Below are 21,241 nucleotides of genomic sequence, written 5' to 3'. Positions count from 1 at the left end.
TTATTCCTTATTGATATCTTTTTGAAGCAGGCCATAAAAATCGTCTAGTGATAACAATTCTGTCGATTTTTCCATTGCTTGATGATAGGCATCACTATGCTTTAACATGTCTTGAATGGTTTCATGAAAAGCTTCGAGTGTCAATTGATCTTCTGGTAACTGTTCTGCATAGCCTTTTTCTACGAAATAATGGGCATTTTCAATCTGGTCACCACGGCTAGCTTCTTTTCCAAGCGGTACGATCATATGGAGCTTATTCATGGCCAAGAGTTCAAATAAGGTATTTGCTCCCCCTCTTGTGACGACCAAATTCGCCTTATGAAGCATCGGTAAATACTGATCAGTAACGTAATCAACTCGATACAAGCCACCCTTAGCTTGATTCAGTGTTGCATCTCCTGTTAAATTGATAATGTTGTAATCTTGCAGGAGCTCTGCTTGATGGGCTGTCACAAAATCATTGAAGACACGCGCACCTGCAGATCCTCCGACAAATAGAAGAGTCGGCAACTCTTTGTTGAATCCTTTTGTTTTTTCTTCCAACACTTGGGAAGTTGCTGGAATATGGTCTGTAACCTTGGTCACCGCCCCAATATGCACACTCTTTGACAAGCCATGGGCTTGTTCAAAAGTCGTGTACATCTTGGTGGCAAATTTATAAGCGATTTTATTGGCCAAGCCCATAGACAGATCAGACTCATGGATATAGACAGGGACACGAGTAAGTCGAGCCGCAATCACTGGCGGTACGGAAACAAAGCCTCCTTTGGAAAAGAGAACTTGTGGACGTACACGAAGCATAATCGCAATAGATTGGAGGGTGCCCCAAGCTACTTTGAAAACATCCATCATATTTTGGAATGAGAAATAACGACGCAATTTCCCGGTAGCAATTGAATGGAAACGCACCTCTAAGCCAGACTTCTTGATTTCTTTGTATTCAATTCCTTTTTTATCCCCGATATAGTGGACTTCCCAACCATCTTCGATAAATTTTGGAATCAAGAGGAGGTTAAGAGTCACATGCCCAACCGTACCTCCACCAGTAAACATTATTTTTTTCATCTTATTTTAAACCTTTTACTGTAGCAAGGAATTCATCCCCACGCACTTCAAAATTAGGATACATATCCCAGCTGGCATTGGCAGGACTTAGTAACACAACATCTCCAGGACTCGCTAATTCGAAGGCTTTCTTTGTGGCATTGGCCACATTTGTCGCATCAATATAAGCCACTCCCGCTTTGTCAGCCGCCCGTTTCACTCGAGGTGCCGACTCGCCTAAAATCACCATTTCCTTCAAGCCGGTAATATCTGGTACTAATTCATCAAATTCATTGCCACGATCCAGCCCTCCCGCAATCAAGATAACCTTGCTGTTATCAAAACCAGAAAGAGCTTTTTGTGTTGCTAAAATATTGGTTGACTTACTGTCATTGTAAAATTTAACACCCTCGATTTCATCCACATATTGTAGACGGTGTTTGACACCTCCAAAGGCTGACAAGGTTTCTTTAATGACCTCATTTTGCACTCCCCGGACTTTTGCGACAGCAATGGTTGCCAAGGCATTTTCTACATTGTGACTACCTGGAACACCCAGTTCATCTGCACGCATAACAACTTCTCCCTTAAACTTGAGAAGTCCATCTTCCAAATAAGCACCGTCCACTTTTTCAGTTGTTGAAAACGGAAGAACCCTTGCCTTGGTTTTTGTCGCCAATTCCTTAGCCAAATCTTGATTGAAGTTCAAAATAATGACATCCTTTTCCGTCATATTCTTTTGAAGATTCCATTTGGCTGCAACATAATTTTCAAAAGAACCATGATAGTCGATATGGGTTGGCATGAGGTTGGTAATGACCGCAATTTCTGGGTGGAAGGCTTCAATGCCCATCAATTGGAATGAAGACAATTCCATGACCAGGACTTCCTTATCTGTCGCCGTTTGGGCAACTTGACTAGCTGGAAATCCAATATTCCCAGACAATAAGCCACCTTGACCAGCTGCTGTTAAAACTTCTCCAATCATAGTGGTTGTGGTAGTTTTCCCATTAGACCCTGTAATCCCAATAATTGGTGCATCCGAAATCAGATAAGCCAATTCCACTTCAGTGATGACAGGAAGTCCTTTTTCCAGTGCTTTTTGAATCATCGGATTGGTATAAGGGATTCCTGGATTTTTAACCATGACCGCAAAGTCTTCATCCAACAACTCCAGAGGATGGCCACCAGTGACTACTTTGATGCCTTCTTCCAGTAAACTTTGAGCTGCTGGATTTTCTTCGAAGGGTTTGCCATCATTGACAGTCACAATAGCCCCTAGGCGATTCAACAAACGAGCTGCTGACTCACCCGACTTGGCCAAACCCAATACCAGAACCTTTTTGTTTTCAAATTGTTTTATAAATTTCATCTTATTTTCGCTCCATTTTTATCACTCTCTATTTTACCTTTTTTTGGCAAAATTAAAAAGCCCAAAGGGCTTTTTAAAGATCGTCATTGCTTATTTTTTTCTGTTTGTTGCTCATCCTTGAAATGTCTACCAAAGCAAGATAGCCAATAAAGGCTAAAAAAGCACCAACAAAAAATTCAGATGGTAGTTGAAAAATTTGAAAAATAGCTAGGCAAGAAAGGACAATAATCGAGACGATCAGAACAACCAAGGTAACACTATTTAAAGTGCCACGAATACTTCTTGGCGTCATAAAAATATAGAAAAGGAGAATCAAAATCCCTAAGATAAAATAGACCATTTTGTTTCTCCTTTCTTGTTTCGTTCTTATTCAGCAGCAGCTGTTTTTTTCTTTTTAGCAGCTTTTGCACGTTCATTCTTATTCAGAATTTGCTTGCGCAAACGGATAGATTCAGGGGTTACTTCCATGTACTCATCGTCATTCAAGAACTCAAGAGATTCTTCAAGAGTCAAGATACGTGGAGTCTTGATAACCGCTGTTTGGTCTTTGGTAGCAGACCGAACGTTGGTCATTTGTTTTGCCTTGGTGATATTAACCGTCAAGTCATTATCGCGAGAGTTTTCTCCGATGATCATTCCTTCATACACTTCGGTACCTGGATTCACAAAGATTGTACCACGTTCCTCAACAGACATAATGGAGTAGGTAGTTGCTTTCCCATTATCAATAGACACCAAAGCACCACGGTGACGGCCACCGATTTCACCTGGGATCAATGGCAAGTATTGATCGAAGGTATGGTTCATAATCCCGTATCCACGAGTCATAGACAAGAACTCAGTTGAGTAACCAATCAAGCCACGTGCTGGAACGAGGAAGACCAAACGAGTTTGACCGTTACCAGTTGCGATCATATCCAACATTTCGCCCTTGCGTTCAGAAAGGCTTTGGATCACAGAACCTTGGTACTCTTCAGGTGTATCGATTTGTACGCGTTCAAATGGTTCGCATTGCACGCCATCAATTTCTTTTACGATGACTTCTGGACGAGATACTTGCAACTCATAACCTTCACGACGCATGGTTTCAATCAGGATAGACAAGTGCAATTCTCCACGTCCTGAAACGATCCATTTATCAGGTGAATCTGTTGGATCAACCCGAAGTGAAACGTCAGTTTGCAATTCTGCTTGCAAGCGTTCTTCGACCTTACGAGAAGTCACCCATTTTCCTTCACGACCAGCAAATGGTGAGTTGTTGACCAAGAAGGTCATTTGAAGAGTTGGTTCATCAATATGGAGGATTGGTAGAGCTTCAACCGCATCTGTTGGAGTGATGGTTTCACCGACGAAGATATCTTCCATACCAGAGATCGCAATCAAATCACCCGCTTTCGCTTCCTCGATCTCACGACGTTCCAAGCCAAAGAAACCAAACAATTTGGTAACACGGAAGTTCTTAGTTGTTCCATCCAATTTAGAAAGGGTTACTTGGTCCCCAACTTTTACAGTTCCACGGAAGATCCGTCCGATACCGATACGTCCTACGAAATCGTTGTAATCCAAAAGGGAAACTTGGAATTGTAGAGGTTCATCAGAGTTGTCCACTGGAGCAGGGATGTGATCGATGATGGTATCAAAGATTGGAGCCATGGTATGCTCTTGATCTGCTGGATCATCTGAAAGTGAAGAGGTACCGTTAATCGCAGATGCATAGACAACTGGGAATTCCAATTGGTCATCATCTGCACCAAGCTCGATAAAGAGTTCCAAAACTTCGTCCACAACTTCTGCTGGACGAGCAGATGGTTTATCGATTTTGTTGACAACCACGATTGGCACAAGATTTTGTTCCAAAGCTTTTTTCAATACGAAACGAGTTTGTGGCATGGTCCCTTCATAAGCATCCACGACAAGAACAACCCCATCGACCATTTTCATGATCCGTTCCACTTCTCCACCAAAGTCCGCGTGTCCTGGTGTATCCATGATATTGATACGAGTACCGTTATATGCAACGGCTGTATTTTTCGCAAGAATGGTAATCCCGCGTTCTTTTTCAATATCATTTGAGTCCATTGCACGTTCTTGCAATTCTTTGCGTTCGTCCAAACTGTGCGATTGTTTCAACAATTCGTCTACCAAGGTTGTTTTCCCATGGTCAACGTGGGCAATGATCGCAACGTTGCGAATATCTTCTCTTAATTTTGTCATGATTTCCTCTATATAATTTAAATAATATTTCTAACTGAACAATTATACCACAGTCCTATCTAAAAAACACAGTTCAGCTAGTTGTAAATGTTTTCATCTTCATTTCTTTTCTCCCACTCGCTTTCCTTATCTTTTCATGATACACTGGTTACAAAACTTTCAGAAAAAGAGGCGCCTATGAGATTAGATCAATTGTTGGCTCACTACCAAATTCCTCGTAAGGAAATCAAACAAAGCCTAGCAAAAGGGCTGATTCTGGTCGATGGGCTTGTTGCAACAAAGTTATCCCAAAATGTAGATACAGGTCTTCAAGAAGTTCGCTGGAAAGAACGCGTCCTCACCGACTGTTCTCATTGCTATTTTCTTCTCCACAAACCCCAAGGACTGGTGACAGCTACCAAGGATGCCCAACATGCTACGGTACTTGACCTCCTTCGAGCAGAAGACCGGACACCCAATACCTATCCTATCGGCCGGCTAGATCGGGATACCACCGGTCTGCTCTTACTCACAGACAATGGACCTCTCGGTTTCCAACTCCTTCATCCCCGATACCATATCGAAAAAGAATACGCGGTAACAGTCAACGGCCCTCTCGAACCCGCTCATATAGAGGATTTTCAAGAAGGTATCACTTTCTTAGATGGAACTAAGTGTAAACCTGCCAAACTAGAAATCCTTACCTCCAGTCCCAAAGAAAGCCGGGCACTAGTCACCCTGTCTGAAGGAAAATTCCATCAGGTAAAAAAAATGTTCCTCTCAGTCGGTGTCAAGGTCACTGCTCTAAAACGAGTTCAGTTCGGGGATTTTACATTAGATTCAGAGCTAGCAGAGGGTCAATACCGCCCCTTGAACCAAGATGAATTACAGATTATTAAAAACTATTTAGAAAACAGTTGATAAAAAAAAGCTTTAGTTTTAAAGCTTTTTTGTTTTAATTAATTCCCGAAAGTTGTGAGATAAATACGATACAGAAAACTACAGAAAGGAAAATCCCTATAATGGAGAGAATTTTTTCTGTCGTATAGTCCAGTCCAGACTCTTTTTGATGTAAACTAGCCGAGACCAAACCCAAAACACCAAAAATAATACTTAACAGTGGAAGTCCAAAGACAAATATGATAGATAGGATACTCAAAACAAGTGAGTCTTTTTCCTTTTCTTTCATGTTCATAAAGCCCCTTAAAATTCATACTATAAAAAGTCCGTTATTAATATAACTATTATATGGCAACTTTTTTACATCCTATTAACTAGACTTTACCTTACCTGTCCAAGAATTTAATCCATAAGACAGGATATAGATATCTGAATACCCTTCTTTTTTCAAATAGACGGCCGCATTGGTCACACGAGAACTACGGCTATTTTCGTACAATAAAATTGGTTTGTCCTTGCGTAAGGCACCTGTACTCAGCTTCAATTGACTGGAAGGAATATTACGTGCACCCAAGATATGCTTGGCATGAAACTCGACAGGCTCCCGCAGGTCAATCAATTGTCCCTTACGAATGAGTTCTTCAAAGGCTGCATTGTCTACAAAATTCGCAGCTTTTCGGATGCGGAAATAATTGAATATCATCCATCCGACCAAGCCTAAAATTGCCAACCACAAAATAATATTTCCCATTACTCTACCTCACTCTTTTTCAAAAATTCCAATTCTTGTTTGTGTTCTCTTCTTAAAATCGTCTCGGCTTCTAAATAATCGAGCCGTTCCATCAAGCCTGCATCATAGAGGCGTTGAAGTTCAATTTTCATCAATTCAATGTCATAGAGACGTTTTCCAACATAAATGATGATTCCAAAACGTTTTAAAAATTGTTGAACATCATACAGGTTTTTCATGTTCATTATTGTATCAAATTTAGAAAGTCTTTACAAGATTTTCCAACAAATGATCTTTTTTAAATTTTTTTACGAATAAATAAGTATGATGAACTTTTATTTTTTTACCATCGGCACTTGTATGGCCTCGTTTTTAGGATTGGTTGTTGATCGCTTTCCTAATCAATCCATTCTAACTCCCCGCAGTCACTGCGCTCAGTGCCAGCACGTTCTTGGATTTTGGGATCTGATTCCCATTGCTTCACAAATCTTCCACCGTTTCCGTTGCCGCTATTGCCATCAGGCCTATCCTGTTTGGTATTGTCTTTTTGAAGCCTGGAGTGGGCTGCTCTTTTTAGCCTGTACCAATGGGTTTCTGTCCCTTTCTCAACTCTTGACCCTACTCGGTTCAGCTGTTTTAGCCATCTATGACCTTCGCTCTATGGAATACCCCTTGATGATCTGGTGCTGTCTCCATACTCTGATCCTTCTTTTTTCAGGAGGCAATCTCCTTATGCTAGTCTTTGTCCTCCTTGCGATCGGTGCCCATTTTTTCTTCGTCGGAATGGGGGCGGGGGATTTTCTCCTACTCGCTACCTTCTCACTGACCTTCTCTTCTACCAAGATTCTCTGGCTCATTCAGATCGCTTCTGTCTTTGGGATACTCGTCTTTGTTCTCAAAAAAGAAAGAGACCGGATTCCCTTTGTTCCTTGTCTCTTTCTCAGTTATCATGCTCTACTGCTGTTTACAATGTTTAGCAAATAAGCCTTCTTATTTTGCAGCTTTAGCTTCTAAATAGTCTGCAATAGCTGCCACGTCCTTGTCTCCACGTCCTGAAACATTGATAATGATGATCTTGTCTTTGTCCAATTGTGGAGCACGTTTAATCGCTTCTGCAATGGCGTGTGAACTTTCGATGGCTGGAATAATCCCTTCAGTCTTGCTAAGTAAGAGCAAGGCTTGAACAGCTTCATCATCTGTTGCTGCTACATACTCGACACGACCAGAGTCTTTAAAGAAGGCATGTTCAGGGCCAACACCTGGATAATCCAAACCGGCAGAGATAGAGTAAACAGGTGCGACTTTTCCATCTTGGCCAAAGACAGCGTAAGTCTTCATGCCATCAACAACCCCTACAGTCCCCTTGGTCATGGTCGCCGCATGCTGATCGGTATCCAAGCCATGACCAGCTGCTTCTACCCCAATCAAGCCAACTTCTTCTTCTGCGACATACTCAGAAAAGGCACCAATGGCATTGGATCCACCACCAACACAGGCGATGACATAATCTGGCAAGCGTCCTTCTTTTTCCAAGATTTGGCGTTTAGACTCTTCACTGATGACTTTTTGGAATTCATGCACAATGGTTGGGTAAGGATGGGGACCAACAGCAGAACCCAATACATAAAAGGCATCCAGATCCGCCATCCATGCTCCAAACGCTGCATCAACGGCATCTTTCAAAGTCTTGGTTCCTGTTTCAACTGAATGGACGGTTGCCCCCATCATTTCCATACGGAAGACATTGAGACGTTGACGCTCCACGTCTTCTGCTCCCATGTAGACATCACAGGCCATGCCGAACTTAGCTGCGGCAGCTGCTGTAGCCACACCGTGTTGACCAGCTCCTGTTTCAGCAATCACACGCGTCTTACCCATGCGTTTGGCCAAGAGGATTTGCCCTAAAACGTTGTTCAATTTGTGCGAACCTAAGTGATTTAAGTCTTCACGCTTCAAATATATTTTTGCCCCACCTAAATGGTCTGTCAAACTTTCCGCAAAATAGAGAGGCGTTTCACGACCAGAGTAATCTTTGAGGTAATGTTTGTATTCTGCGATAAATTCAGGATCATCTTTGTACTGTTCAAACGTTGCTTCTAATTGATCCAGTAAGTGTTGAATGGGTTCTGGTACGAAAGAGCCGCCGAATTGTCCGAAATAGCCTTTAGTTTCTGTCATAATGTTATCCTCTTTTCTATATCCTCATTCTTGTTTATGACGTTTGTCTCTCTCCGTCCACATGAGCTGCAGTCTCACAGAGTCCTTTGAGATACAAAAAACCTCACACAGAAAAATCTGTGTGAGGACGATTCGATACCGCGGTGCCACCTCAATTGTAGGAAGATAGTCTTTCTCCTATATCTCTGACCTGTCTAACAACAGGGTGCACGATAAGGTGTGCTCACCGAATTTTTATTGTTTCAAATTCATCATCATAAACCGCCATCAGCCCACTTCGAGATCCGCCACTGCTTGTTCACAATCACCACAAGCTCCCTGAAAATGGTTAGAATCTTTACTTTTCTGATGTCTTGAAGCTATTATAGCGTCCACCCATCACTTTGTCAACAAAATTTTAAAAATCTTCCTGAAATGTTCGGGTTTTCTATTTGTTTTCTGAAAGGCCCAGTCTATCCTTTAGGTAGCAAAAGCCTAGATAAGCTAGGTAAGCTCCTAAGGTGTTGGTCCACAAATCATCCACTTCAAAGACACGGTTGGCATCAAACAAAAGATCTAACAACACTTGACTGCATTCAATCCACAAGCTCATGGAAAAGCCAAAGAGCAAGACTCGTTTACGACTTCTCAACCAAGGCCATAGCCAAAGGAGTTGAAAGATCAGCGGACTTAATAAAAAGATATTGGCTACATTTTGAAGGATGACCTTAATGAGTTGGAGGACACTCGTGATCTGGCCGAGATTCATCAGCGAATTAAGAGGAATCAATAACACGACAATCCGTCCAAAATGTTGAATACCGGGTGTTTCCATACCTGGTTCTGGATGTTGGGGCAAAAAACACATCAGACACAAGAGGAAAAAATAGAAGAAACTGCCACATAGTAACAGTTTTCTTCCTCTTTTCGTTGGTTCTGTATGATCCATTAGCCCTTGTCTAAGGTTGCGCATGTTCAACAATCGCTTTCTCCCGATCCCGTTTCATCGTATTGGAACGCAATTGGCCGCAGGCAGCATCAATATCTGTCCCGTGTTCTTGGCGGACTACACAGTTGACACCATGTTTTTTCAAGGTATCATAGAAGGCCATCACCCGCTCTTTTGGACTACGACTGTATTGGTCGTGTTCCGTAACTGGGTTATAAGGAATCAAGTTAACATAAGACAATTTCTTAATATTCTTGAGCAATTCTGCCAACTCTAAGGCTTGCTCGACCCCATCATTGACTTCATTGAGCATGATATACTCAAAGGTTACCCGACGGTTGGTGGTCTCGATATAGTATTCAATCGCCGCAAACAATTTTTCAATCGGGAAAGCGCGGTTGATCTTCATGATACTAGAGCGCAAGTCGTTGTTTGGAGCGTGAAGAGACACTGCCAAATTGACCTGCACACCTTCATTTGCAAAGTCACGAATCTTATGAGCCAAACCAGAGGTCGATACGGTAATGTGCCGAGCTCCAATTGCTAGCCCCTTATCATCGTTAACCGTCCGGATAAATTTCAAGACATTGTTGTAGTTATCAAATGGTTCTCCAATCCCCATGACAACGATATGGCTGACTCGTTCATCTTGGCCCCGTTCGTCAAAGTATTTTTGAACTAACATGATTTGGGATACGATTTCGCCATTGTTCAAATCGCGTTGTTTTTTGATCAAACCTGAAGCACAGAAGGTACAGCCAATATTGCAACCCACCTGTGTGGTCACACAGACAGATAAACCATAGTGTTGACGCATCAGTACTGTCTCGATCAACATGCCATCTGGCAATTCAAAAAGATACTTGACCGTCCCATCTGCTGACTCTTGTACGATCCGCTGTTTGAGCGGGTTGACCACAAACTGGTCATTTAACTTCGCAATTAAGTCTTTGGATAGATTGGTCATTTCTTCGAATGACTGGACACGTTTACGGTAAAGCCATTCCCAGATCTGTGCTGCTCGGAATTTCTTTTCGCCGTTTTCTAACGCCCAGTCAATCATTTCTTGGCGCGTTAAACTATAGATGGATGGTTTCATTTTTTACTCCTCTTTCTGTCGAATCACAAAACGGTGTTTGGTATCTGGCTTGCTAGCGTTTTTGTTTTCACCAGATGATCTTGTTTTTTTCGTATTCTTTGATGGCTGGCTCTTGTCTCGTTCTCGTTTTTGGAAACGATCTCGTTGCTTACGATTGCGCGAACGTTTTTTGGGTTCTCTTTCTTCCGTATGAGTTTTTCTGCCTGGTGACTTTTTATCAAAGGAGGCACGATGAGGCTCCTTATTTTCAAGGACAAAATAAGCACAACCATAGCTACAATATTCCAATAGATAATCGTCTAGGCGACTCAGCTTATCCATCGTTGCGACATCGCGATCTTCCTTATAGAAGCCACGCAAACGTAATTGCTCGTTACTCCAATCACCAACAATATAATCGAACTTGGTTAAAATCTCAGAAAAGCGTTGACCAAAAACAGTCGCATCAAATGCTTCCTTCTCATTTTGCAAGAGCTCAAAGGTGAGTTTTTCTGAAAGGATCTGGTCTCCCACCTGACGAAACACAGGTCCAGGAAATTTATTGTAATTATATAATTCGGGGTCAATCTCTTTTCGCATAGTGTTCCTTCATCAAAATCTATTTACTGTAACACTTTATTTTATCATAAATTTGATGACTTGCGTCAGATTTGACTAGAAAAGAGTTGAAATTCCTTTGACAGCAAAAAGAGACAAAGAAGGCAATCTTTGTCTCTATGAAGATTCATCGCCAGATGAAAGGGGCAAATAAAGTGTGATTTTCGTATAGCTATTGGCCTTAGAATCTATCTCCATATGATAGGCTTCACCAAATTGGATACGCAATCGTTGGTCCACATTTTTCAAGCCAACGCCTCCTAAACGAAGAAGGGTTTGGTCTGTTGATCCGGATAAATCGAACCCTTGTCCATTGTCAAAAATCGATACGCAGGCAGAGTCTCCACTGACTTCAGTTGTCACTCGAATGAGACCTGGCCGATCGATCTCTTTAATGCCATGGTAAATCGCATTTTCCACTAAGGGTTGAAGCACTAATTTGGGGAGCTGATAATCGCCCAACCGTTCATCTTCTAGAATTTCATAGTTGAGCTTTTCACCATAACGTTGTTTTTGAATGAAAAGATACTGGCGAACATGGTCGATTTCATCTCTCAGTAGGATTTGTTCCTGGCCTTGGTTGAGAGCCAGTCGAAAATATTGGGCCAGAGACTTGGTGATGTCAACCACGCGCCGACTATCATTAAACTCCGCCATCCAGACAATCGTATCCAAGGTATTGTAGAGAAAATGCGGATTAATCTGAGCCGAAAGTGCCCGCAGCTCGTAACGCCGTGCGTTCTGCTCCTCTTCCTTTACCTGTTGCATGAGGTTATCGATTTGATCCAACATGGCATTAAACGCTTGAGCGAGGTCGACTAATTCTGGAGATCCTTTGGCTGTAGCCCTCAAGTGTGCATCTCCTGCTCCAATCCTCAAAATGATGGTCTGAAGGTCTCGTAAGGGTTTGATCCACAAACGCAAAACAAAGCCGATCCCTATTAAGCACATGAGCAAGGCCAGTAATCCTAGACCAATGAAAGAGTATAGGAGTTGCGACTGAAGCATCTGAAGTCCTTCAAGTGAAGCTACTCCAATCAAGGTCCAATCACTATCTGGAATCGGAACCTGATAGATAAAATTCTGTCCTCCTTTAGCATAGCCATCTGTCACAGCAATATAGGGCTGCATGGCCTGCATCTCTTGGCTGGAGGAATAGACCGCTTTTTTAGGATGGTAGACAAACTCATGCTTTTGATTGATGATAAAACTAAAACCTTGTTTTCCTAGCTGAAGGTGATCCAAATAAGCCTGAAGGCTATCATAGCCAATATCCAAGCGTACGACCCCGAGATTTTGACCAGCCTGATCGACCACTTCTTGGGTAATAGAAACCACCCATTTTTCTTTTTCCGAGGTCAAGGATTCCTTTCGAGCTGGCGTCAAAACTGGCATGGCTCTTTCCTTAATTGCCTCTTGATACCAGCTTTCATTCATCATGTCTGATGAAGTCTGCATGCTGATTTTGGAATCTGTCGCAACCAGACGTCCATCCTTGGTCACCAAGACCGCTGAGACCAAGTCCGGATCTGTTTCAATCATCGTTCGCATCAGGTGTTGAACCGTTTCTTGATTCGCACTCTTGTCTTGGGCAAATTGGCGAACAGCCTCTTCTTTACTAAGAACCGTCGTGGTCTGCTTTAATTTTTTTAGATAGGAGGTAATAAACTGACTGCTTTGATCGATACTATTTCTTGTCGTCCGCTCTGTTAGCTGGCGGATCGTTCCTGAACTCGTTTGATAGTAAAGGCTACCGATGAGACCAAAAAGTAAGAGAATGAAGAGAAAAAAGTAGAGGACCAGCTGGATCAGCAAGGGATATCGTTTCATTCATGATCTCCTTTTTTGTACTGCCTTGGTGTCACCCCAACCACCTGCTTAAAGCGTTGAGAAAAATAGTTCATATCTTCAAAACCAACCTGATCGGCGATCTCATAAATCTTTAGATCCGTCGTGAGAAGTAAGAGTTGAGCCTTTTTCATTCGCTCTTGGATGAGGTATTCTTGGAAAGGAAGTCCCAATTTTTTCTTGATCAATACACTTAGATAAGAGGAACTGAAACCAAGTTGATAAGCCAAATCCTTCAGGGTTAACTGCGAATCTGCTAAACGAGTATGAATGGCTTCTTCCAATTCTGTCGAATAACCATGGCTGACCAAATCTTCGACTTGCGCCTTCTTTCGCTCTTTGTCTAGCTTTTCTTTCACCTTGGCTAACATCTCTTCAATATCATCTTTTGAGAAAGGCTTCAGCAAATAATCATCTGCACCTAACTTGATGGCTTTCCTCGCAAACTCAAAGTCATCATAACCTGTCAAAAAAATGATATGACAAGATGGATATTGCTCTTTAACGAGATGGGCCAGATCCAAGCCATTCATTTGTGGCATATTGATATCGGTTAGAAGGATATCGGCTGGTTGCTTTTGAAACTTCTCCCAAGCCTCACGCCCATTTTCTGCCTGATTGATGACGGTCATTCCAAACTGTTCATAGTCTACTAAGGAAGTCAGACCCTGCCGGATAAGCTCTTCATCTTCCACAATCATGATCGCATACATGTCTTTCACCTACTTGTTTTTGCTATACTTATTATAGCAAATTATAGACTGAATTGTCTCAGACATAGTCTAATAAATAACCGTAGCCCTTTTCTTTCATTTCTGCTTTGGGAATGAAGGTAATAGACAAACTATTGATACAATAGCGAAGACCTCCTTTTTCCTTGGGTCCATCTGTAAAAACATGGCCCAGATGGGAATTTCCCACACGGCTCCGAACTTCTGTCCGAGTCATATTGAAACTCTTATCCTCCTTATAGATCGCCACATCAGGACTAATCGGCCGACTGAAACTTGGCCAACCACAGCCAGAATCAAATTTATCCTTAGAGGAGAAGAGGGGCTCACCGGTCACGACATCTACATAAATACCAGCATCAAACTGATCCCAGTAACGATTGGAGAAGGCTCGTTCGGTATCATTTTTTTGTGTCACCGCATACTCTTCAGGAGATAACTTCTTTTTGATCTCCTCATCACTCGGCTTGGAGTAGCGGCTTGCATCAATCACTGGATAAGAAGCTTGATTGACATCGATATGACAGTACCCATTTGGATGTTTCTTTAGATAATCCTGGTGGTAGTCCTCAGCCTTGATGAAATTGGTCAGTGGCTCTTTTTCCACTGCTAACGGTTTGTCGTATTTTTTTGCTTCTTCTTCAAAGACTTGGTTAATGGTTGGAAGGTCTTCTTGGGAGACATAATAGACACCTGTTCGGTATTGAGTCCCTTGATCATTTCCTTGACGATTCTTCGATGTGGGGTCGATAATTCGGAAATAGTGCAGGAGCAATTCTTTCAGAGATACCTTCTTGACATTGTAAGTGATGTGAACTGTTTCAGCATGGCCTGTTTGAGGGACCAATTCATACTTGGTTGTATCTCCCTTCCCATTGGCGTAGCCTGATACAGCATCAATCACACCTGGAACACGGGAGAAATATTCCTCTACGCCCCAGAAGCAACCACCAGCCAAATAAATTTCGCGCTGATCCTTTGGATCAACTTTTTCATTTGTTTTCTTTTTGACTACTGGAGTCTGACTCATCGATGCTTTTTTAATCATCTCAGTGCTTGTTTCTGATTGATTCATTCCATTTGATCCCTTACTAAAGAAAAAGAAACCAATCGATAATAAGCCAATGAGAAGGATAGCAAACACTTTCCATTTTGTTTCCATTGTCTATCTCCTTACTGCATGTTCTCTAGGGTCTTGAGGATATCCTCTTTATTCATATAGCCAATATGACTCTTCGATAAAGTTCCATCACTATTGATAAAGAGTGCCGATGGATAAGACCGAATCCCATATTCTTTGAGCAGCTCTCCTTTATTATCCAGTAAGACCGGGAAATCCTTGTAATCCAAAGACTGATACCAGTTTTTGAAATCTGCTGCTGATTTTTCACCATTAAAGGTTGGAGCTACAACGGATAAAACCACGTAATCCTTACCTGCCTCTTCTTTTGCCAATTCATTGGTATCCTCTAATGTCGACAGGCAAATAGAGCACCAGGAAGCCCAAAATTTGAGGTAAACTTTCTTCCCTTTGTAATCAGATAAGCGGTAGGTCTTGCCATCCACTCCTTGCAAACTAAACTCCTTCACTTTCTTACCAGATGGTTGCCTATCCCCAGCTTTGGCTGTTTGTTGGCTCATATCCTTACTGGAAGTGGCCATTCCTTGGCTTGAACAAGCGCCCAGAAGTCCAGCGCATACGAACCCAGTAGCTACTAAAGCTAATTTTTTCATCATTATCACCTCTTTAAACAAAGGGAAAGTCATCCTCAGATGACCTCTCCCTTCTTTCATTCCTTGTCTGATTTCATATCGGATGATCCACTCTTTTCATCTTTCATTTCTGAATCGCTGGATTTCATCTCATCTTTTTTCATATCGTCCTTCATTTCAGAACTGCTGTCGGACATCATAGATGAATCTTTCATGTCTTCTTTTTTCATTTTATCATCGGACATGGATGAATCCTTCATGTCATCCTTCTTCATATCGTCCTTCTTCATCATACTACTATCGTCTGTTTTTTTCATGTCTGAATCTGATTTCTGTCCAGAACAAGCTGCTAAAGTGACGATGCTAAGTGTAGCAATGGAAAGTGCAAGAATTTTTTTCATGATTTTTCTCCTTTAATCATTCAAGATTAGTGAAACAGGGATGCTAGGCTGTTGAGATTACCCAGCATCAGCAAGATGCCCATCAAGATGATGAGGGCACCACCAATTTTTTTCAAGGTTCCCATATGGGGCTTGAGTTTAGCGAAATGTTGTAGAACCCAGCTAGAAGCCAGAGCCAAGACTAAGAAGGGGAGCGCCAAGCCTAAGGTATAGACCAACATCAGGAAAGCGCCTTGCAATGCACCATCTCCTCCTGAAGCGGCAATAGCTAAAACAGAGCTCAAAACTGGTCCGACACAAGGGGTCCAACCAAAACTGAAGGTGACCCCTATCAGAAAAGCATTGAAGAATTCATTGCGTTTTTCGTCCTTCTTCAGTTGGATACTCTTTTGTTTTTGGAGTTGCTGAAGATTGATGAGGCCCATCTGATGGATTCCCAATAAGATGACAATCCCTCCTAGTAGGTAACGGAACCAGGGAGCATAGAGTACCTGACCAAGGGCACCTGCACCATAACCTAGGATGAGAAATACGGTTGATAGACCAGCAATAAAACAGAGGGTCTTGACCAAACCATACCAAGAAATATCTCTTCCAAAAATACGCACCGTTTTTTCATGCTCAGAATCTAATAAGATCCCTACATAGACTGGCATCAGTGGCAAAATACATGGGGAGAAAAAGGATAGAACTCCCGCTAAGAATACTGAAATGGAAAACAAACTGGTTTGAATCATTTCACTACCTCCCTTTCTTTCTGATACCAGTATAAAGAAAAAATCCCTCTAAAAATAGAGAGATTAATAAGCAAAAACTTGAATTTGATTAGAAGGTGATTAATTCTTTGGATGAGCCTTTATCCAGGCTACAAACTCGTCATAAGAGTGAATTTGTGTTTTGTCTCCGCTCGTTTCGTCTGTGGCATAAAGTTCCATGACATCTTGACCTTCCGGCGCAAACCAATGAATGATGTTATCAAACCATTCGCGCTCATTGTATTGTTTCGGACGGAAATATAATGCATTTAGATATTTTATATTTTTTTCTAATTCTGGATATAATTTAGAAAAGTTAGAACCAGAGACATTTATTTGAGACGGTTTATAATTCATTGGATAAAGTGAATTTTCGTTTCTTGAAAGATTATACTTTGCTAGATTCGCGTCGATCTGTTCAGAGATCCCACCCCTATACCAATCATATTTGTTTTTAAAATATTGTTGTTGCTTTTGGTTGATCTTCTGCATCTCTTTTTCAGAAATGTCATTATATCCTCCCCCATTAGCTAAAAACAGGATAGGTCTAATATTATCACCCATCAAGTCGTGATCACTTAATTTTTCCAAATTAAGTGTAAGATAATCGTCTCCGTTTTGTAAATAGGTCTGAGGAGCATTATTTGGTGCACGGTACAAATTATTTTTCCCAAGCAATTTATATAAGTCAAATTTAATAATTTTTTCTTTATCACTTCGTATATCATAACTAATAATTTGATAATATTCTTCATTTCCAATCGGAGGAATCTTCTCAAAATTGCCTGTATAAAGAGTGTGCGAAGAAACAGATGTAACATAATTTTCTCCATACAAAACAACACCATCCAAATAATTATTTACGGCAACAAAAACAAATTTATCGTTATCAAATAATTGTATTTTTCTAATTTTAGACGATATATCATCTCTATATATCTTCTCAGATGATTTTTTAAGTCTCATAAAAATTATACTACCAACAATAAGCATAATTAGGAATATGAGCAACCTAGCCATATTTTTGTTTCGCATTATGAGTTTCTCCTATTTTTCTTTTACTTCACATCACCAAATACCTTTTTCAAAGCCTACTCCTTTTCATTTGATAACTGTTGATAATCGAATAGATATAACAAACTTGAAATGATTGCTAGCACACTAGTTAAAGACGATACAAAAGGAACGAAACCAACTATAGAGGCAACGAAGAGAATTTTATGACTTTTCTTATTTACTTTTGGATTTTCATTATAGTTGGCCATTGCAAGTATAGAGATAACAAGATACAAGAGACTGATTGTATTGATTATCAATCCCCAATCGCCTTTCTCAACCAGCTCAGGAACAGCATGAACGAAAGTCCACTCCCACCGTTGAAAAGAGGCATAGCTGATTACGATCGCTCCTAAAATCCCAATAATCCCATTCATTAACAACATATTATATGATTTCATAAACTCATCACTTTCTTGATCCATAATTCTTCATAAAAATGAGAAATTTATTCTCCCTCACTTCATCACTTGTCCAGCAGACTACTCTACTTTTTCAAATAATCAATAGCGTCTTGAAGGGTTTTGACGGGCACAATTTTCATCTTCGAATGAATTTGTTTTGCTGCATCTTTAGCGGTTTCGTAGTTTGATTTAGCCTTGGGATTGGCTTTCTTTTCTTCTTTGGAAACAGGGTTATTAGGGGCGAAGAAGATTTCTGCTCCTTCTTTATCTGCTGCGACGACTTTCTTGTCAATCCCACCGATATCGCCAACCGTTCCATCTTGGTTAATGGTTCCTGTCCCTGCAATATGGCGTCCCTGACGAAGATCTGGATCCGCCACTTGGGTGTAGATGGCTAGGCTAAACATCATGCCGGCACTCGGTCCACCAATTCCTTGAGTCGCAAACTGGACAGGAACATCGCCTTTGGCTTCCGTCCGGTCGATCAGACTAATCCCGATTCCGTTTTTCCCGTTGGTTAATTTGATGATCTTACCATCCACGGTCTTGGTTTGTCCATCCTCAATGTAGGTCACCGAAACGGGATCGCCAATTTTTTGAGAACCGACATAGTCAATCAATTCTTTGGAACTCTTAAAGGTCTTGCCATTCACACCAGTTACAGTATCCGCAATGTTCAAGACTCCTTTAAAGGTCGAGTCATCTGCCACCTGCATGACATAGACTCCTAGAAAGTCCATCTGGGTTTCTTTGCCAGCTGTCTTCAATCCTTGGTAGATGGCCATATTTTGCGAGGTTTCCATATAAAATTGGTTGATTCGCGTGAATTCTTGGCTCGAACTACCACCTGTCATATCCTTGGCAGAGTAGATATCTGTAAAAGGCGTTGCCCAGGCATAGATCAAATCAGCCGGAGTCGCTTCTTTCACTGCTACGGTCACAAAATCATAGGTTCCTGACTTGGTATCCGCTTTTCCATCGACGGTCATCACTGTCCGAATATCTTCTGCCGTTCCTGGCATTTCAATATAATAGGGAAGAGGAATGGCGAAGGCCAATAGCAAGAGGAGCAAGAAAAGAACTCCTGCAATCGGCCATCGGTATTCTTTTAACCGTCCTTTTTTCTTTTTAGGGGTCAAGCTTGGTTTATTCGCTTGCGTCATCTTTTATTTCCTCCATTACACTCTCTGGTACATACGGTGAGATATCCTGCTGAAAAGCCAGCAATTCTCGAATACGGGTAGAACTAATGGCCTGATAAGGAGGCTGGGCGTAGAGATAAATCGTCTCCAATTCAGGCGCTAACTGGTGGTTAAAATAATCCATATTGGCTTCGTAAACCAAATCCTGTGCATTGCGCAAGCCCCGGATCAAGGTGATGACACCAAGATTGCGCGCCACTGTCACAGCCAACTCTTGAGTTGACGTCACAATTTCAACATTTTCCAAATGAGCCAAGGCCCCTTTCACCATGCGCACGCGCTGCTCAATGGAAAAAAGCCCGACTTTTTCCGAATTATAAAAAATTCCGACATAGACACGGTCAAACAAGCGGCTCGCCCGCTCGATCAATTGCACATGCCCAATGGTAATCGGATCAAACGATCCTGTAAACAATCCTGTTCTATCTGACATATACTGTTACCTTACTAATTCCATAGATTTTTTCTTTCCAGATTCCCACTTGTCCAATTTCCTCAGGAAGTTCTACATGTTTATCGGTTTCGCACACAATTAGGATATCCTCTGACAAGAGTTGACGCTCGCACAAGGTTTCGATATCGCGGACAATCTCTTCCTTGGCATAAGGAGGGTCCAAAAACACCAAATCAAAGGTACCCGTTAGAAGCCCCAAGGCTTGCTTGGCCTCCATTTTTAGCAGTTGAAACCGTTCCTTTTCCTTGGTCATGGCAATATTAGCTGCCACAATTTCCTGCGCTCGACGATCTCTTTCCACTAGAACCGCCTCTGACATGCCTCGAGAGACTGCCTCAATAGAAAGCCCACCGCTTCCAGCATAGAGATCTAGCACTCTTCCACCATCAAAATAAGGACCAATCATATTGAACATGGCCCCTCTGACCTTATCAGAAGTCGGCCTGGTTGTTTTTCCTTCAAGTGTTTTGAGGGGACGTCCCCCATAAGTTCCAGATACTATTTTCATAGGGACCATTATACCAAAAAAAATCAGAAAATTGCGATTTGATATGGTCAAGCGACAATTAAAAGAGCCGAGCGCTCTGCTCGACTCTTTCATCCTTATAAGATATTTTCATATTCATCGCGGACAGATTGAGGCCAGACACTGGTTTGGACTTCACCGATATGTTTCTTACGAAGCAAGAACATAGCCAAACGAGATTGCCCGATCCCTCCACCAATTGTGAGTGGGAAGAGACCATTTAATAAAGCTTTGTGCCACTCTAATTGAAGACGATCCTCGTCCCCTGTGATGGCTACTTGGCGACGAAGGGTTTCCTCATCGACACGGATTCCCATTGAAGATATCTCAAAGGCGGAACCTAAAACGTCGTTCCAGACGAGGATATCACCATTCAAGCCCTTGTAGCCATTTTCAGATTCGGTTGTCCAGTCATCGTAGTCAGGTGCACGTCCATCGTGTGGCTTGCCATCTGCAAGCTCTCCACCAATCCCAATCAAAAAGACAGCTCCAAACTCTTTGGCAATGGCATTTTCACGCTCTTTTGGAGTTAAATCTGGATAGCGTTCCACCAATTCTTCTGTGTGAACGAAGGTAATTTGTTTTGGAAGAACTGATTCAATATCATATCGCGCTTCTACTGCTAGTTCTGTTAAGCGAATTGCCTTGTAGATTTTTTCAACCGTTTCTTTGAGGTAGGCGATGTTGCGTTGACCATTTGGAATGACTTTTTCCCAGTCCCATTGATCCACATAAACGGAGTGAATGGCGTCTAGTGAATCTTCATCTGGACGAAGAGCCTTCATATGGACGAAGAGGCCTTCGCCTTCGCCAAAACCAAAACGGGCCAAGGTATGGCGTTTCCATTTTGCAAGTGAATGCACGACTTCATAAGTCTCATCAGGAATTTGAAGGACCTTTACAGATACTGGATGTTCAATCCCAGAAAGGTTATCTTGCATCCCGTCGCCGACCTTGCTCAAAATTGGCCCTTGAACTTCAATGATGTCCAATTTATCTTTTAAATATTGTGTGAAAGTCGTTTTTACAAACGAAATTTCCTTTTGTTGATGGATAAAACTTTTTTTCATATAGTTCCTCATTTATAGACATTTTAGAATTGATTATACT

General features: G+C 41.7%; 25 protein-coding genes. 2 read left to right on the top strand and 23 right to left on the bottom strand.

All coding sequences use genetic code 11. The annotated features are described in order from the left end of the window. From HA044_RS08790 to typA, 4 genes are all read right to left on the bottom strand, one after another. Entirely contained in the window at positions 1 to 1,065 is a 1,065-nt protein-coding gene (locus HA044_RS08790) for a UDP-N-acetylglucosamine--N-acetylmuramyl-(pentapeptide) pyrophosphoryl-undecaprenol N-acetylglucosamine transferase (RefSeq protein WP_187540821.1), read from the bottom strand. A 1-nt stretch (position 1,066) separates the two neighbouring features. Further along, on the bottom strand, positions 1,067 to 2,416 hold the full coding sequence (murD, locus tag HA044_RS08785) for a UDP-N-acetylmuramoyl-L-alanine--D-glutamate ligase (RefSeq protein ID WP_187540820.1): 1,350 nt from the start codon (positions 2,414 to 2,416) through the stop codon (positions 1,067 to 1,069). A 73-nt stretch (positions 2,417 to 2,489) separates the two neighbouring features. Continuing rightward, positions 2,490 to 2,756: a DUF3165 family protein gene (locus HA044_RS08780; protein WP_187540819.1), complete on the bottom strand. Its 267-nt coding sequence runs from the start codon at positions 2,754 to 2,756 to the stop codon at positions 2,490 to 2,492. 26 nt (positions 2,757 to 2,782) lie between these two features. Then, positions 2,783 to 4,630, bottom strand: a complete 1,848-nt coding sequence (typA, locus tag HA044_RS08775) for a translational GTPase TypA (RefSeq protein ID WP_187540818.1) — start codon at positions 4,628 to 4,630, stop codon at positions 2,783 to 2,785. Positions 4,631 to 4,807: 177 nt separating this feature from the next. Between typA and HA044_RS08770 the strand changes: the two genes are divergently transcribed. Next, positions 4,808 to 5,530: a pseudouridine synthase gene (locus HA044_RS08770; protein ID WP_187540817.1), complete on the top strand. Its 723-nt coding sequence runs from the start codon at positions 4,808 to 4,810 to the stop codon at positions 5,528 to 5,530. A 34-nt stretch (positions 5,531 to 5,564) separates the two neighbouring features. Here HA044_RS08770 and HA044_RS08765 read toward each other — a convergent pair whose 3' ends face one another. The 3 genes from HA044_RS08765 to HA044_RS08755 form a co-directional block, all read right to left on the bottom strand. Continuing rightward, complete coding sequence (locus tag HA044_RS08765; protein ID WP_187540816.1) at positions 5,565 to 5,798, bottom strand: hypothetical protein; 234 nt, start codon at positions 5,796 to 5,798, stop codon at positions 5,565 to 5,567. Between the two features lie 81 nt (positions 5,799 to 5,879). Then, the gene (locus HA044_RS08760; protein ID WP_187540815.1) at positions 5,880 to 6,260 is read right to left on the bottom strand and encodes a rhodanese-like domain-containing protein; all 381 of its coding nucleotides are present in this window, start codon (positions 6,258 to 6,260) and stop codon (positions 5,880 to 5,882) included. Then, positions 6,260 to 6,478, bottom strand: a complete 219-nt coding sequence (locus tag HA044_RS08755) for a YqgQ family protein (RefSeq protein WP_187540814.1) — start codon at positions 6,476 to 6,478, stop codon at positions 6,260 to 6,262. The genes HA044_RS08760 and HA044_RS08755 overlap by 1 nt, the downstream gene beginning before the upstream one ends. 85 nt (positions 6,479 to 6,563) lie before the next feature. On the opposite strand from HA044_RS08755, the gene HA044_RS08750 reads away from it, so the two are divergent. Next, the gene (locus tag HA044_RS08750; protein WP_187540813.1) at positions 6,564 to 7,223 is read left to right on the top strand and encodes an A24 family peptidase; all 660 of its coding nucleotides are present in this window, start codon (positions 6,564 to 6,566) and stop codon (positions 7,221 to 7,223) included. Between the two features lie 6 nt (positions 7,224 to 7,229). On the opposite strand, the gene trpB is transcribed toward HA044_RS08750, so the two are convergent. The 16 genes from trpB to asnA all read right to left on the bottom strand — a co-directional run bounded on the left by trpB (position 7,230) and on the right by asnA (position 21,201). Next, positions 7,230 to 8,417 (bottom strand): tryptophan synthase subunit beta, encoded by a 1,188-nt coding sequence (gene trpB, locus HA044_RS08745; RefSeq protein WP_187540812.1) that lies wholly within the window; start codon positions 8,415 to 8,417, stop codon positions 7,230 to 7,232. Between the two features lie 427 nt (positions 8,418 to 8,844). Further along, a complete protein-coding gene (locus HA044_RS08740) occupies positions 8,845 to 9,369 on the bottom strand; it encodes a VanZ family protein (protein WP_187540811.1) in 525 nt (174 codons plus the stop codon). Then, entirely contained in the window at positions 9,356 to 10,444 is a 1,089-nt protein-coding gene (gene rlmN, locus HA044_RS08735; RefSeq protein WP_187540810.1) for a 23S rRNA (adenine(2503)-C(2))-methyltransferase RlmN, read from the bottom strand. Before rlmN ends, HA044_RS08740 begins: the two co-directional genes overlap by 14 nt. Positions 10,445 to 10,447: 3 nt before the next feature. Beyond that, positions 10,448 to 11,023 carry a YutD-like domain-containing protein gene (locus HA044_RS08730; RefSeq protein ID WP_187540809.1) on the bottom strand — a complete coding sequence of 192 codons (576 nt, stop codon included), beginning with the start codon at positions 11,021 to 11,023 and terminating at the stop codon, positions 10,448 to 10,450. 135 nt (positions 11,024 to 11,158) lie between these two features. Next, positions 11,159 to 12,871 carry a sensor histidine kinase gene (locus HA044_RS08725; protein ID WP_187540808.1) on the bottom strand — a complete coding sequence of 571 codons (1,713 nt, stop codon included), beginning with the start codon at positions 12,869 to 12,871 and terminating at the stop codon, positions 11,159 to 11,161. Beyond that, entirely contained in the window at positions 12,868 to 13,602 is a 735-nt protein-coding gene (locus tag HA044_RS08720) for a response regulator (protein WP_187540807.1), read from the bottom strand. The genes HA044_RS08725 and HA044_RS08720 overlap by 4 nt, the downstream gene beginning before the upstream one ends. A gap of 58 nt (positions 13,603 to 13,660) precedes the next feature. Then, positions 13,661 to 14,782: a peptide-methionine (R)-S-oxide reductase MsrB gene (msrB, locus tag HA044_RS08715; RefSeq protein ID WP_187540806.1), complete on the bottom strand. Its 1,122-nt coding sequence runs from the start codon at positions 14,780 to 14,782 to the stop codon at positions 13,661 to 13,663. Positions 14,783 to 14,793: 11 nt separating this feature from the next. After that, positions 14,794 to 15,354 carry a redoxin family protein gene (locus HA044_RS08710; RefSeq protein ID WP_187540912.1) on the bottom strand — a complete coding sequence of 187 codons (561 nt, stop codon included), beginning with the start codon at positions 15,352 to 15,354 and terminating at the stop codon, positions 14,794 to 14,796. 56 nt (positions 15,355 to 15,410) lie between these two features. Further along, positions 15,411 to 15,734 (bottom strand): hypothetical protein, encoded by a 324-nt coding sequence (locus tag HA044_RS08705; RefSeq protein WP_004219828.1) that lies wholly within the window; start codon positions 15,732 to 15,734, stop codon positions 15,411 to 15,413. Between the two features lie 26 nt (positions 15,735 to 15,760). After that, a complete protein-coding gene (ccdA2, locus tag HA044_RS08700) occupies positions 15,761 to 16,471 on the bottom strand; it encodes a thiol-disulfide oxidoreductase-associated membrane protein CcdA2 (protein WP_187540805.1) in 711 nt (236 codons plus the stop codon). 99 nt (positions 16,472 to 16,570) lie between these two features. Beyond that, complete coding sequence (locus HA044_RS08695; protein WP_187540804.1) at positions 16,571 to 17,524, bottom strand: hypothetical protein; 954 nt, start codon at positions 17,522 to 17,524, stop codon at positions 16,571 to 16,573. 56 nt (positions 17,525 to 17,580) lie between these two features. After that, positions 17,581 to 17,970 (bottom strand): insulin activator factor, encoded by a 390-nt coding sequence (locus HA044_RS08690; protein WP_239649397.1) that lies wholly within the window; start codon positions 17,968 to 17,970, stop codon positions 17,581 to 17,583. Between the two features lie 62 nt (positions 17,971 to 18,032). Next, a complete protein-coding gene (locus tag HA044_RS08685; RefSeq protein ID WP_187540803.1) occupies positions 18,033 to 19,112 on the bottom strand; it encodes a SepM family pheromone-processing serine protease in 1,080 nt (359 codons plus the stop codon). Then, a complete protein-coding gene (coaD, locus tag HA044_RS08680) occupies positions 19,096 to 19,584 on the bottom strand; it encodes a pantetheine-phosphate adenylyltransferase (RefSeq protein WP_187540802.1) in 489 nt (162 codons plus the stop codon). Before coaD ends, HA044_RS08685 begins: the two co-directional genes overlap by 17 nt. Next, positions 19,574 to 20,113, bottom strand: coding sequence for a 16S rRNA (guanine(966)-N(2))-methyltransferase RsmD (gene rsmD / locus HA044_RS08675; protein ID WP_070589649.1), 540 nt, complete (start codon positions 20,111 to 20,113; stop codon positions 19,574 to 19,576). The genes coaD and rsmD overlap by 11 nt, the downstream gene beginning before the upstream one ends. 95 nt (positions 20,114 to 20,208) lie before the next feature. Continuing rightward, a complete protein-coding gene (gene asnA, locus HA044_RS08670; protein ID WP_187540801.1) occupies positions 20,209 to 21,201 on the bottom strand; it encodes an aspartate--ammonia ligase in 993 nt (330 codons plus the stop codon). Between the last annotated feature and the right edge of the window lie 40 nt (positions 21,202 to 21,241).

The sequence above is a fragment of the Streptococcus sp. IMAU 99161 genome (genome assembly GCF_014435245.1).
Lineage (GTDB): Bacteria > Bacillota > Bacilli > Lactobacillales > Streptococcaceae > Streptococcus > Streptococcus lactarius.
The sequence above is the reverse complement of the archived record's forward strand: the minus strand, read 5'-3'. Positions and strand labels throughout refer to the sequence as shown.

Coding starts and splice junctions, on each gene's coding strand:
- HA044_RS08790 (WP_187540821.1), bottom strand. CDS start 1,065: ATGAAAAAAATAATGTTTACTGGTGGAGGTACGGTTGGGCATGTGACT.
- murD (WP_187540820.1), bottom strand. CDS start 2,416: ATGAAATTTATAAAACAATTTGAAAACAAAAAGGTTCTGGTATTGGGT.
- HA044_RS08780 (WP_187540819.1), bottom strand. CDS start 2,756: ATGGTCTATTTTATCTTAGGGATTTTGATTCTCCTTTTCTATATTTTT.
- typA (WP_187540818.1), bottom strand. CDS start 4,630: ATGACAAAATTAAGAGAAGATATTCGCAACGTTGCGATCATTGCCCAC.
- HA044_RS08770 (WP_187540817.1), top strand. CDS start 4,808: ATGAGATTAGATCAATTGTTGGCTCACTACCAAATTCCTCGTAAGGAA.
- HA044_RS08765 (WP_187540816.1), bottom strand. CDS start 5,798: ATGAAAGAAAAGGAAAAAGACTCACTTGTTTTGAGTATCCTATCTATC.
- HA044_RS08760 (WP_187540815.1), bottom strand. CDS start 6,260: ATGGGAAATATTATTTTGTGGTTGGCAATTTTAGGCTTGGTCGGATGG.
- HA044_RS08755 (WP_187540814.1), bottom strand. CDS start 6,478: ATGAAAAACCTGTATGATGTTCAACAATTTTTAAAACGTTTTGGAATC.
- HA044_RS08750 (WP_187540813.1), top strand. CDS start 6,564: ATGATGAACTTTTATTTTTTTACCATCGGCACTTGTATGGCCTCGTTT.
- trpB (WP_187540812.1), bottom strand. CDS start 8,417: ATGACAGAAACTAAAGGCTATTTCGGACAATTCGGCGGCTCTTTCGTA.
- HA044_RS08740 (WP_187540811.1), bottom strand. CDS start 9,369: ATGCGCAACCTTAGACAAGGGCTAATGGATCATACAGAACCAACGAAA.
- rlmN (WP_187540810.1), bottom strand. CDS start 10,444: ATGAAACCATCCATCTATAGTTTAACGCGCCAAGAAATGATTGACTGG.
- HA044_RS08730 (WP_187540809.1), bottom strand. CDS start 11,023: ATGCGAAAAGAGATTGACCCCGAATTATATAATTACAATAAATTTCCT.
- HA044_RS08725 (WP_187540808.1), bottom strand. CDS start 12,871: ATGAAACGATATCCCTTGCTGATCCAGCTGGTCCTCTACTTTTTTCTC.
- HA044_RS08720 (WP_187540807.1), bottom strand. CDS start 13,602: ATGTATGCGATCATGATTGTGGAAGATGAAGAGCTTATCCGGCAGGGT.
- msrB (WP_187540806.1), bottom strand. CDS start 14,782: ATGGAAACAAAATGGAAAGTGTTTGCTATCCTTCTCATTGGCTTATTA.
- HA044_RS08710 (WP_187540912.1), bottom strand. CDS start 15,354: ATGAAAAAATTAGCTTTAGTAGCTACTGGGTTCGTATGCGCTGGACTT.
- HA044_RS08705 (WP_004219828.1), bottom strand. CDS start 15,734: ATGAAAAAAATTCTTGCACTTTCCATTGCTACACTTAGCATCGTCACT.
- ccdA2 (WP_187540805.1), bottom strand. CDS start 16,471: ATGATTCAAACCAGTTTGTTTTCCATTTCAGTATTCTTAGCGGGAGTT.
- HA044_RS08695 (WP_187540804.1), bottom strand. CDS start 17,524: ATGCGAAACAAAAATATGGCTAGGTTGCTCATATTCCTAATTATGCTT.
- HA044_RS08690 (WP_239649397.1), bottom strand. CDS start 17,970: ATGGATCAAGAAAGTGATGAGTTTATGAAATCATATAATATGTTGTTA.
- HA044_RS08685 (WP_187540803.1), bottom strand. CDS start 19,112: ATGACGCAAGCGAATAAACCAAGCTTGACCCCTAAAAAGAAAAAAGGA.
- coaD (WP_187540802.1), bottom strand. CDS start 19,584: ATGTCAGATAGAACAGGATTGTTTACAGGATCGTTTGATCCGATTACC.
- rsmD (WP_070589649.1), bottom strand. CDS start 20,113: ATGAAAATAGTATCTGGAACTTATGGGGGACGTCCCCTCAAAACACTT.
- asnA (WP_187540801.1), bottom strand. CDS start 21,201: ATGAAAAAAAGTTTTATCCATCAACAAAAGGAAATTTCGTTTGTAAAA.